Genomic DNA, 12,420 nt, shown 5'->3' on the forward strand with positions numbered 1-12,420 from the left:
AAAAAGAGGTTGTCGATAAACGAGGTAACTGAAAAACATCGCATATTTTAATTATCAACGTTTTTTAAACAACTATTATATCATACAACGAAGAATGCTCGCTGAATTGTATTGTTTGGTGTTGTACTAACATCTAAAAAAACATTTATAATTAGACTTAAATATAAGAAAAAAGGAGTAGAAATCTATAGATATCTACTCCTTTTTATGTGTCAATTTATTAGAAAGACTTTTTCAGTGGCCTCCGATAGACAACCTCTTTTTTTCTAGTCAAGATGTAATTCAGTACATCTTAATCTTATAATTAGTTTGTCTTATAAGTGAATTACCTCACCATAAGCATCAGCAACAGCTTCCATTACTGCTTCACTCATTGTTGGGTGTGGGTGGATTGCTTTCAGGATTTCGTGTCCAGTAGTTTCTAGTTTACGAGCTACAACTGCTTCAGCAATCATATCTGTAACACCAGCACCAATCATGTGACATCCTAACCATTCTCCGTATTTTGCATCAAAGATTACTTTTACAAAACCATCTGAGTTTCCAGAAGCTTGTGCTTTTCCAGAAGCTGAGAAAGGGAATTTTCCAATTTTCAAATCGTATCCTTTTTCTTTAGCTTGTTTCTCAGTCATACCTACAGAAGCAATTTCTGGAGTAGCATAAGTACAACCTGGTACGTTTCCGTAATCGATTGGGTCTACATGCATTCCTGCAATTTTCTCTACACAGTTAATCCCTTCAGCCGAAGCTACGTGAGCTAGAGCTTGTCCAGGAGTAACATCACCAATAGCGTAATAACCTGGGATATTTGTCGCGTTGTAAGCGTTTACGATGATTTTATCTCTATCAGTAACGATACCTACTTCTTCAAGTCCTATGTTTTCAATGTTAGTTTTGATTCCAACAGCAGAAAGTAAAACGTCTGCTTCAAGAACGACTTCACCTTTAGCAGTTTTAACAAATGCTTTTACTCCTTTACCTGTTGTATCAATGCGCTCAACTGAAGAGTTTACCATTACATCAATTCCAGATTTTTTCAAAGATTTTTCCATTTGTTTAGAAATGTCTTCATCTTCTACAGGAACAACGTTTGGCATAAACTCTACAATAGTTACTTTAGTTCCCATTGAGTTGTAAAAGTGAGCAAACTCAACTCCAATAGCACCAGAACCTACAACAATCATTGATTCAGGTTGTTTTGGTAATGACATTGCTTGACGGTAACCAATTACTTTTTCACCATCTTGTGGCAAGTTTGGCAACTCACGAGAGCGAGCTCCTGTAGCAATGATAATATGGTCTGCACTATATTCAGTTACTTTATTATCTTTATCTGTAACATCAACTTTTTTACCTGTTTTGATTTTTCCAAAACCATTGATTACATCAATTTTATTTTTTTTCATCAAGAAAGTAACTCCTTTGCTCATTCCAGAGGCAACACCACGGCTACGTTGAATAACGGCAGGAAAGTCTTTGTCAAAAGAAGAAACTGTTAAACCGTAATCAGAAGCGTGTTTTAGATAATCAAAAACTTGAGCAGATTTCAATAAGGCTTTTGTTGGGATACAACCCCAGTTCAAACAAATTCCACCAAGACTTTCTTTTTCTATTACAGCTACTTTAAAACCTAACTGTGACGCTCTGATGGCTGTTACATATCCGCCAGGACCACTTCCTAAAACTATGATGTCGTACTTCATTTTTATGCTATTTTATATTTAATGCTATAGGTCAACTTGCTTGAACAATTGCTTTTTGAATTTCATTATAACAATTGAATTGCGGTTGCGAAATTACGGATTTATTTTAAAAGATGATTTAAAACTTTATTGAATTACTAATTTCAAAGGTTATTTCACAGAGATTATTAGGAAAGTGAAATTTTTATACTTAATGCGTTAAACTTTTCTACGTATATTCAAGAAATAGCATTTACAGCTTAATATATAATAGTTTTAATGTCGCGATTGAAGGAAGTTTTTTTTGAAGTTAATTATAAAATTTTTCGGTTTTTTCATCGAAATACATTGTTTTTTTCTTTTCTTGAAAAAAAAAATTCTAGCATGAGCTACGGTATAATTTTATTTTGAAAAAAACGAGAAAGAAAATTTTATGGGGTAAATTCTAATCCTAAATGGTACAAATCAAATAGTACTAATTTTAATTCTATAACAGTTATCTATCCTATAAAAGCTATGTTAAAACCAAGAGACTTCTAATGTTGAGTAAAAAAATAAAATCAGCAAGTGAAGTTGAAGTTATATATTGCTTATCCTTTCTATGTTATGTTTTTATTTAGCAAAGATTCTAAAAAGTGTATAATAAACAAAGTGTTTGTCCGTCTTGATTTTTATTTATACTAACTTCAATGTTTTTCTTTTCATAACGTTTGGTAAAAAAATAGGAAGTGCTAATTCCTACAACGGCTCCTCCTAGTACGTCCCAGCCATCATGTTTTTTGGCTTGAATTCTAGAATACCCCACAAATGAGGCTAATAAATAACTAGGAATTCCATATTTCCAACCGTATCTTTTTTGTATAAAGGCAGCTCCTGAGAAAGCACTGGTAGTATGACCTGAAGGAAAGGAATAATTATCTGTTCCATCTGGTCTAGGTTTTAATACGATACGTTTTAAGGCTTGTTGGATAACTAATCCTGTACCATAGGCTTTTAAAAGTTGCCAAGTAGGTTTAGTGTCATCATCGTTCCATATAAAAGTAGAGCCTAAGGCAACTACAGGAAGGGCTATTTGAATGATATCACCACTATGTGTAATGCTTTCATTTTGAGCCTTTACGGTATTGGCATAAATAAATAGAAGTAAAAAAAGTAAAATTTTTTTCATTTTAAAAAGTTATTGTCGCCCCAATGGCCGACATGTTATATATTCGGTTATAGTTGAAACTAGTTTTGTAGGTTGTTTTTAAGGGAGTACCTTCTGTTACGGCTACTTTTTTGACTATTCTTCTATTGGCAATGTTTTTACCAATAACATAACCAATTAAGATTCCTAATGGATAATCAGATGCCCAGTGTACTTGTTGACTAACCATATTGAAAGCTAAAAGGCCTCCAAGTGAGTATCCTACAGGTTTGATCCATTTGTATTCAGGATAATTTGTGGCTATTACCATTAGTGTAGCCATAAACGTTGCCATGTGACCAGAGGGCATAGCGTCATAATTAGGTGTGTGTGTTTGATAAGCTGGAAAGCTTGGGAATGGATTCCAATCTCCTCCCGGGCTAGTGGCTGCGGTAGGGCTTTGTCTTCCCGTTATTCTTTTTATTATTTGTGTGGTAGCCCCCACAGATAATAATACTTCGACTAATTCATTTGAAGTGTTTAAGGCTCGGTAGTCATTATGGTTTATTTTTCCAATAGTATAGAAAAATCCACTTAATAATAAAGTGGTATTTCCGTTCCCTAAATAATATACTGATGAAGAAACTGAGGTAGGAAGAAATTCAATTCCTGCCACTCTCTTATAATGTGAGTCTTCACCCCAACCACCAATTTTATGGCCTACTTTATTTGATTCATCTGTTATTTGTTGGTCAAAAGGAATTGTTACTAAGGTGGTTCCAACGACTAAGGCATCCCATTTTAAATTTTCTTTTTGAAGGGTAAATTTACCAAATTCAATGAGGTCTTTTGGTAAATAACGAACCATATCTAGTATTCTTGGTTTTTTATAGCCATAGCTAACTTCTTCGTTAACTTTATAAAATTTGTAAATAGATAAGCTATCAGTCTCTTGAGAATAAAATATGAAAGAGGAGAGAAATAGAATTATAAGTAGTATTTTTTTCAAACTAGTCCTTTTTTTTGCAAAAGTAATATTTTTATGAATTTATAGCTACTTTAAGTAACTAAAAACACTCCTTTTAAAAAAAAAGCATCTTTTTTATTGATTAAAAAGACCAAAGCGGTTGTTTTTTATAATAAAGTAAACTGTTTAAGATGAGGTTGTTAATTTTTTTAAAAATCTAATTTGCCACAGAAAACTGAGAATCATACAGGTTCTTGTAGTAACCAGATGCTTTATCAATTAATTCTTGATGTGTCCCTTGTTCTACAATTAATCCTTGATCCATCACTACAATTTTATCAGCGTTAATAATGGTTGCTAAACGATGTGCAATTACTATAGAAGTTCTACCTTGTGTAATTGTTTCAGTGGCACGTTGAATCAACTCTTCGGAATAGGTATCTATAGAAGAAGTAGCTTCATCTAAAATTAAAATACTTGGATTGCTGACATAAGCACGTAGAAAAGCAATCAGTTGGCGTTGTCCTGATGACAACATCACTCCACGTTCCTTAACATCAAAATCATAATTATCAGGCAAAGTCATAATAAAATCATGTACGCCAATTTCTTTGGCAGCGGTATAAACATCGTCTCTAGTAATTTGAGGATTACTTAGGGTGATGTTGTTGTAGATTGTATCTGCAAAAAGAAACACATCCTGCAGTACTACGGCAATTTGTTTGCGCAATGAACTCAATGTATAGTCTTCAATATTATGATTGTCAATACAAATAGTACCACTATTAATTTCGTAAAAACGATTTAATAAATTGATAATAGTTGATTTTCCTGCTCCAGTCGAACCTACAATTGCTATAGTGTCACCAGCGTTAACTTCGAGATAAACTCCTTTGATCACTTCCTCATTAGGAATATAACCAAAATGTACCTTTTTAAAAGAGATAGCACCATCAAAAACAGGGGCTTCCACTTTTCCAGTATCTTGAATTTGGTCTTGTGTATCTAGTATTTCAAAAACCCGATTGGCAGCAATCATTCCCAATTGCATTTCGTTGAATTTATCCGCAATCTGGCGCAATGGATTGAAGAGCATTCCTATAAACATTGTATATGAAAATAAGTCTCCAAAAGTCGTGAAGTTATCTCCGTTCAAGATTTTGATTCCACCATACAAAACCACAAAACCTAAAGTCAGCGACGAAATAATATCAGCAATCGGGAAGAAAATCGAGTTGTATAAAATCGTTTTAATCCAAGCCGTTTTGTGTTTATGATTAATGTCTTTAAATTTTTCTGATTCAATCGTTTCACGGTTGAATAATTGTACGATTTTCATTCCCGTAACACGCTCTTGGACAAAGGTATTCATGTTGGCGATTTCCGTGCGTACTTCCTCAAAAGCGACTTGCATTTTGCGTTGAAATATTCTAGTAAAATAGACCAAAATTGGCATCGCTATAATCACAATCCAAGTCAATTTCCAGTTCATGTAAAGCATAAAACCTAATACGACTACCATTTTCATCAAGTCACTAATAATCATAAAAAGGCCTTGGCTAAAAATACGAGCAATCGCTTCAATGTCAGATACCGAACGAGTTACTAATTGGCCTACGGGAACCAAATCAAAATATTTCATTCTAAAACTCAAAATATGCTGGAAGAGTTTTACCCTAATATCTTTTACAATATCTTGCCCTAGCCAGTTGGCCCAAAACACAAAATAAAACTGTGAAAAAACCTCTAGTAATAATACAATTCCCATTAATATGATATACATCAAGAGCCCGTTGGCGTCTTCGGTCTGAATGTAGCCATCCACGGTTTGTTTTAGTAAATACGGACGTAATGCCGCAAAAACCGATAGTGAAATAGCAAAAGCCACTACACCATTAAACCGCCATTGATAGGGTTTGGTATACACTAAAATTCGTTTAAATAACCGTATGTCAAATGCTTTTGCTTTCATTGTAATTAGGAGCACAACGCTCTGTTTTTATAATTACGTCCAGTCCTGCTGTACGCTTCAATCTTTTTATTTTGAAAAAAAATAAAAAGGATTTCCGCTACCATCAGGGCTAAAGACTTCATTTTTATTTTCAAAAATCAATTTTAATCTTCTAACTCTAAACTTCAAAATAAGGATACTCAATCTTTGTCAAATACAATCCATGTGCAGGAACTGAAAAACCTGCTTTTTCTCTGTTTTTTCCAATGATGATGTTTTCAAAATCGGCCAAATTAATTTTGTTCATTCCTATATTGACTAATGTTCCTACAATAGCACGCACCATATTCCTCAAAAATCGATTAGCCGAAATCGTAAAAATAAGTTGGTTGTTTTCTTCTTTCCAGTGGGCTTCAAAAATGGTGCAATCAAAGGTATTGACATCTGTATTTACTTTTGAAAAACATTGAAAATCGATGTGTTTGAAAAGGATTTTCGCCGCTTCGTTCATCAATGCAACATCTAGTTTTTGATTGATATACCAACTCTGCTCTGCCGAAAAAACATCTTTAAAAGTATGGATATGGTATTGATAGGTTCTTTTGGTAGCATCAAAGCGCGAATGGGCTTCGTCATCCACTTGAATAACGTCAAAAACAGCTATGTCTTTCGGTAAAAACGAATTGAGTTTGTGTACTAATTTGTTAGAGTCAATTCGAGTTTCAAAATCAAAATGTGCATACATCTCGCGAGCATGAACCCCCGTATCTGTACGACCTGCTCCCATGATGTTTATTTCAGAATTCAATAAAACCGATAAAGCTTTGTTTAAAGTTTCTTGTACTGATGCGGCATTGGGTTGGTATTGCCAACCGTGATAATGTGTTCCGTTATATGCTAATTTTATAAAATATCTCAAGTTTTAAGTCTCAAAGTTTCAGAAACTCAAAGGTACAAAGTTTTTGTGTTTGAAAAAGGTTAAAGTTTTTTCTAAGAAGAAACAGGGGTAAGGGGTAAGAGATAAGGGATAAGGGAAAAGTTACAATGAAGATGTTAATTTTTATCAATTGAATTGGTCTTAGATTCTTAGTGCCTTAGTATCTTTGGGAATTCAAAATTAATCAATGAAAAAAATTCTCTTACTTTCAGATACACACAGTCATATTGATGACACGATTTTAAAATATGTGGCGCAGGCTGATGAAGTTTGGCATGCTGGAGATATAGGGGATTTGTCGGTGACGGATAGTTTGAAAAAACTAAAACCTTTACGATCGGTTTATGGGAATATTGATGATGCACAAGCAAGATTGGAATTCCCTTTACACAATCGTTTTATGTGTGAGGGTGTCGATGTTTGGATTACGCATATTGGTGGTTATCCAGGGAAATACAATCCTAATATTCGGGCCGAGTTAATGGCTAATCCCCCCAAGTTATTCATTTGTGGTCATTCACATATTTTAAAAGTACAGTTTGATAAAAAGCTCAATTTACTACACATGAATCCTGGTGCATGTGGAAAAAGTGGTTTTCATCAAGTTCGTACCATGCTAAGATTTGTAATTGATGGGGATAAAATCAAAGATTTAGAAATTATAGAAATTGAGAAAAGAGTTTAATCTTTTTTGTATTCTATAGGGACTTGAATAGTAATCATAGTACCTGAGTTGAGGTCTGATTTGATTTGGATTTTTCCTTCCATATTTTTGATACGAGCTCTAATTTGGTTAAGACCAAAGCCTTCAATGATATTGAATTTTTTAGTGTCAAAACCTTGACCATTATCTATTACTTTTATGAATAGCTCTTCTTGTTTTTCAGTCAAATTTAACTTGGCTTGACTGGCGTGGCTGTGTTTTATAATGTTATTCAAGAGCTCCGTGATCATGAAATACATTTTCATTTCAAAATCTTCATCATATCTTTTTTTAGTATGTTCTAGACTTATATATTCAAAATTCAAGTTTGAATTAGAATTCTTTTCGCATAGATCTTTGAGTGCATAAAAAAGGCCAAAACGAGTTAATAAAGAAGGGATAAGTTCATGGGAAAGGTCTCTTACTTTGTCATGTGCATCTCTCAATATGGCTTTAGTTTTTATGAGTTCTTCGGGGTGTGGATTAATTTTAGAATTTAACACGCTAAGATGCATATCTGCAGAAGACAATAAAGCACTGATGTTATCGTGTAAAAAAGAAGCAATTTTTTTTCGTTCTAATTCTTGACCGTTGATGGATGCATTGATGATATTTCGTTGTATTTTACTTTGAATGTCTTTGAGTTTATTTTTTTGTTTTAGTTGGGTGTTTTGAATGAAAAAATACAATAAAATAATAATGATAATCAATGATGAAATGATAATAATGCTAATACGCTTATTTTTCATTTGCCTTTCAATCATCAATTGTTCATTGGTTTTGTATTTTGTTTCAATGGTGTCAATTTCTCTTTTGTATTCGTCTAGCTCTAAGTTAATACCAGCAACATTTGCTTTTTTTATTTTGTCTTCATTGTTGATTTCTGTTGTTAAGTCATTATAGCGGATAAGATTTTCTAAGGCTTTTTTGTAGTTTTTTATTTTAGAAAGAAATTTTGAATATTCTAAATGGGTAAATGATAAGTCGGATTTGTCATCATTTTTCTCACCAAAGGTGATTGCTTTTTCAAAATAGTATATTGCTTTTTCAGAATTATTTTGGTGGTTTTGGTACATTCCGTTTAACATATTTAAGGCTACGGTTGTATTTGATCCACCATGTATGGGATGGTATTTGTTGATAAAATTTAAATAAGGAAGCCCTTCATTGAATTTACCAATATCAAAATATGCCCAAGTAATGTTAAGTTTTGTGAAAACTATTTGAGAAGAATCTTTGGTCTTGTCGCAATAAGAAAGAGATTTTTTGTAATAATAAATTCCCTTATTGTATTCTTTTTTGTCAAAACAATAAATGTTTGCTATATTGTTGTTTAACCAATTTTTTAGGATATTGTTGTTTGTTTTTTCGGCATATATTAATCCTTTTTTATAATAAAAAAAGGCTTTTTCGAATTCTGTGAGTTGGTCAAAATTTGCGGCTATAGTATTATAGCAACTGGCAATTAAATTATTGTTTTTTAAAATGATAGATTCTTTTAATGCTAATCGGGACTTTATTAATGACTCTTCGTGTTTTCCATCGATCATTAATTTAGTGGCTTCTTTTACAAGTAAAGTGGTGTTATGTTGTGATTGGAGATTATTTTGCGAATAAGAGCTATAACTAGGAAGCGCTAGTAGTAGAAATAATAAAAGTATATTTCTAAATAATATCATATAAGAACGGTTTCTACGGAATTAATTTTTTAAGAGTAAAGACTGGTAAATTAAGAGTTGATTAAATTATTTTTAATGGCATATTTTACAATGCTTATCGTGTTTTTGGCTTTTAGTTTTTTGATGATGTTTTTTCGATGTGTTTCGACTGTATTGGTGCTGATGAATAATTGTTCGCTTATTTCTTTACCGCTATTTTCTAATGCTATAAGCGTAATTATTTCTATTTCTCGATCCGTCAATAAGGAGTTTTTGTTGGTTTCAGTTTTGATTATTTCAGGTAAAGCAGCTGTTGTATTATTAGTGATTCGCTCACCAACTAATTCACAAAAATATTCTTCTCCACTAGAAACGGCGTGAACTGCTTTGACAATGTTTTCTCCGGCTGATCGTTTGGTTAAATAACCTGAAGCACCAAGTTTCATTACTTCTTTTATGATTTTTAAATCATCATAACTAGAAAGGATGATTACTTTACAAGGGAACCCTTTTTTATTGAATTCTTTAAGAACTTCCAATCCGTCCTTTTTAGGCATGCTGATATCAAGAATGAGTAATTGTGCTTTGTTAGCAGTTACTTCTTCAAAAAGTGTCGTTCCGTCTAGAGAAAACCCAACCACTTCAAAATTAGATATAGTATTAAGTAGCGTTTTCATCCCGTCAATTAATACATGATGATCATCAGCTAAATGGATACGTATTTTATTTTCCATTACTTTAATATGTGAAGTATCAAAAGTAGTAAAAAAAGCGGGCTTTTTTTTTGAATTTCGGGATGTATTTGTAAGAATAAATCTAGTTTGAACTGCGTGTTTAACTGACAGTATTTTCTTTGCTTAATGTTTGTTTTCTTTTTTAAGTTTTTAAACAAAAAAAACCGAATCATATGATTCGGTTTTCCTTCGCACTAATAAACTAAGTTTATAGGTTTATCTCAGTCTATCCACAGATTTTACAAGATCTTCGTCCTTTTTGATGGCCTTATTAGCAAGTACTAATAACACGATAGTAACAATAGGAAGAAACATCCCAATACCTTTCTCAGAAACTATTACCGTTTCTCCAGATACATTTAGTGAATGATATACAGACAATCCTAATAAAATTAAATTTAATATTATATTCAATCTGCCCATAACAAATTGATTCTGTCTTTTTTTAAATGAAATGATACTAACAATGCTAAGCGTAGTACTTAGTCCTAATAGAATAACATAAAGCTGACTTTGCATAAAATAGAAATCTTTTCCATTGTTTAATGTCCATAACGGAAAAACAAATGGTAATATTCCTGTAGTTACAAAAGCAAGTAATAGGTATATGGTTTGTATTCTTTGTATCATTAATTCTTAAATTGTGTTACAAAAATATATTTTCTTTTTTTAAAATACTATTGTATCATTAAATTTTATTCGTATTATTGCATAACAATACCGTAAGCACTTCATACTGCGGGCTATTCAAAGTTAAAAAAAATACTACCTATCTTTTTTGAGTTTCCAAATTAATTAAATTCCAAGAACATTCATGTTTGAAATTTCTGTATTAAAAGAAATGAAGCTTGCTGAGCTTCAAGAAATAGCTAAAGCAGCTAAAAAAATAAAATTTAATGGTGTGAAAAAGGAGACTTTAATAGGTCTTATTTTAGAGCATCAAGCTTCAAATAATAATGATTCAGTTTCTGATATAAAAACGGAAACTGTTGCTGAAACTGAAAAATCTAAAAGAGTTCGAATTCTACCCGTAAAAAAGACTGCCATTCAAAGAGCAGGTGCTAAACCAGTTGATCCGGTGTCTAAAAGCGAACCTGTATCGGTTAATGAAAATGAATTGGTTGAAGAGCCACAAACGAAAATAGATTCTAATGAAGAATCTGTGGATTCAACAAAAAAAGGACCAAAGATTATAAAATTTAGTAAGTCTGCTTACGAAAAGAAAATAGCATTAAAGAAAGAGAAAGAAGAAACCAAAATAATCAGTAATAGTAATGATGGAGGAGAAGTTGTAGAAAATACCACTACTGAAACGACAGAGTCAAATATTCCTGCCAAAAAGATTAACCCTAATCAATTAAACAAACAAAATCAAAACCAGAATCCTAATTTTAAAAATAAAAAAAATAATTTTAGAGATGCTGATTTTGAATTTGATGGAATAATTGAAAGTGAAGGAGTTCTTGAAATGATGCCTGATGGGTATGGTTTTTTGCGTTCTTCAGATTATAATTATTTAGCCTCTCCTGATGATATTTATTTGTCAACTTCTCAAATTCGTTTGTTTGGATTGAAAACTGGAGATACGGTTAAAGGTGTGGTAAGACCTCCAAAAGAGGGGGAGAAGTTCTTTCCTTTAGTTCGTGTCCTTAAAATCAATGGTCACGATCCACAGGTTGTAAGAGATCGAATTTCGTTTGAACATTTAACGCCTGTTTTTCCTTCTGAAAAATTCAAATTAGCGGAAAGACAAAGTACAATTTCAACTCGTATTATCGATTTGTTTTCTCCAATAGGAAAAGGACAACGTGGAATGATTGTGGCGCAACCTAAAACAGGTAAAACGATGTTGCTGAAAGAAATTGCTAACGCCATTGCAGCAAATCATCCAGAAGTGTATTTAATTGTATTGCTTATTGACGAACGTCCTGAGGAGGTTACTGATATGCAACGTTCTGTGCGTGGTGAAGTAATTGCTTCGACTTTTGATAGAGAGCCACAAGAACATGTGAAAATTGCTAATATCGTTCTAGAAAAATCAAAAAGATTAGTAGAATGTGGGCATGATGTAGTGATTCTATTAGATTCTATTACACGTTTGGCTCGTGCTTATAATACGGTACAACCAGCATCAGGAAAAGTATTAAGTGGTGGTGTAGATGCAAATGCATTACAAAAACCAAAACGCTTTTTTGGAGCGGCTAGAAATGTAGAAAATGGTGGTTCTTTAAGTATAATTGCTACTGCCTTGACCGAAACAGGTTCTAAGATGGATGAGGTTATCTTTGAAGAATTCAAAGGAACAGGTAATATGGAATTGCAATTGGATCGTAAAATTGCTAACAAACGAATTTTCCCTGCTATTGACTTAACATCATCAAGTACAAGACGTGATGATATGTTGTTAGATCCGCAAACGTTACAAAGAATGTGGATTATGCGTAAATATTTATCTGATATGAATCCTGTAGAAGCTATGGATTTCATCAATGATCGTTTCAAGAAAACAAAAAATAATGAAGAGTTTTTGATTTCAATGAATGACTAATTAAGTGGTAAGTTGGAAGTTAGGAGGTAGAAGTGGCACAGCTTGTCATCCCTGAAAATTTAACTATAAAATATAGCATAAAAAAAATCCTCGATTTCGAGGATTTTTTTTATG

At 32.6% G+C, this 12,420-nt stretch carries 10 protein-coding genes; 2 read left to right on the forward strand and 8 right to left on the reverse strand.

The window, feature by feature from the left end; all coding sequences use genetic code 11:
* Positions 1–314: 314 nt before the first annotated feature.
* From lpdA to truA, 5 genes are all read right to left on the reverse strand, one after another.
* Entirely contained in the window at positions 315–1,703 is a 1,389-nt protein-coding gene (gene lpdA / locus WBQ70_RS13080) for a dihydrolipoyl dehydrogenase (protein ID WP_423914974.1), read from the reverse strand.
* Between the two features lie 607 nt (positions 1,704–2,310).
* Positions 2,311–2,850: a phosphatase PAP2 family protein gene (locus WBQ70_RS13085; RefSeq protein WP_423914975.1), complete on the reverse strand. Its 540-nt coding sequence runs from the start codon at positions 2,848–2,850 to the stop codon at positions 2,311–2,313.
* Position 2,851: 1 nt separating this feature from the next.
* Positions 2,852–3,817 (reverse strand): phosphatase PAP2 family protein, encoded by a 966-nt coding sequence (locus tag WBQ70_RS13090; RefSeq protein WP_423914977.1) that lies wholly within the window; start codon positions 3,815–3,817, stop codon positions 2,852–2,854.
* Between the two features lie 175 nt (positions 3,818–3,992).
* Positions 3,993–5,747 carry an ABC transporter ATP-binding protein gene (locus WBQ70_RS13095; protein ID WP_423914988.1) on the reverse strand — a complete coding sequence of 585 codons (1,755 nt, stop codon included), beginning with the start codon at positions 5,745–5,747 and terminating at the stop codon, positions 3,993–3,995.
* A gap of 157 nt (positions 5,748–5,904) precedes the next feature.
* Positions 5,905–6,645 (reverse strand): tRNA pseudouridine(38-40) synthase TruA, encoded by a 741-nt coding sequence (gene truA / locus WBQ70_RS13100; protein WP_423914979.1) that lies wholly within the window; start codon positions 6,643–6,645, stop codon positions 5,905–5,907.
* Positions 6,646–6,850: 205 nt separating this feature from the next.
* On the opposite strand from truA, the gene WBQ70_RS13105 reads away from it, so the two are divergent.
* Positions 6,851–7,348, forward strand: coding sequence for a metallophosphoesterase family protein (locus WBQ70_RS13105; protein WP_423914981.1), 498 nt, complete (start codon positions 6,851–6,853; stop codon positions 7,346–7,348).
* On the opposite strand, the gene WBQ70_RS13110 is transcribed toward WBQ70_RS13105, so the two are convergent.
* From WBQ70_RS13110 to WBQ70_RS13120, 3 genes are all read right to left on the reverse strand, one after another.
* The gene (locus WBQ70_RS13110) at positions 7,345–9,045 is read right to left on the reverse strand and encodes an ATP-binding protein (protein ID WP_423914982.1); all 1,701 of its coding nucleotides are present in this window, start codon (positions 9,043–9,045) and stop codon (positions 7,345–7,347) included. The genes WBQ70_RS13105 and WBQ70_RS13110 overlap by 4 nt on opposite strands.
* A gap of 50 nt (positions 9,046–9,095) precedes the next feature.
* Positions 9,096–9,758 (reverse strand): response regulator, encoded by a 663-nt coding sequence (locus tag WBQ70_RS13115; RefSeq protein ID WP_423914983.1) that lies wholly within the window; start codon positions 9,756–9,758, stop codon positions 9,096–9,098.
* A gap of 216 nt (positions 9,759–9,974) precedes the next feature.
* A complete protein-coding gene (locus tag WBQ70_RS13120) occupies positions 9,975–10,388 on the reverse strand; it encodes a DUF4293 domain-containing protein (protein ID WP_423914985.1) in 414 nt (137 codons plus the stop codon).
* Positions 10,389–10,572: 184 nt separating this feature from the next.
* On the opposite strand from WBQ70_RS13120, the gene rho reads away from it, so the two are divergent.
* Positions 10,573–12,306 carry a transcription termination factor Rho gene (rho, locus tag WBQ70_RS13125; RefSeq protein WP_423914986.1) on the forward strand — a complete coding sequence of 578 codons (1,734 nt, stop codon included), beginning with the start codon at positions 10,573–10,575 and terminating at the stop codon, positions 12,304–12,306.
* Positions 12,307–12,420 lie beyond the last annotated feature (114 nt).

Origin of the sequence: Flavobacterium sp. (assembly GCF_049590715.1) — a bacterium.
Classification (GTDB): domain Bacteria; phylum Bacteroidota; class Bacteroidia; order Flavobacteriales; family Flavobacteriaceae; genus Flavobacterium.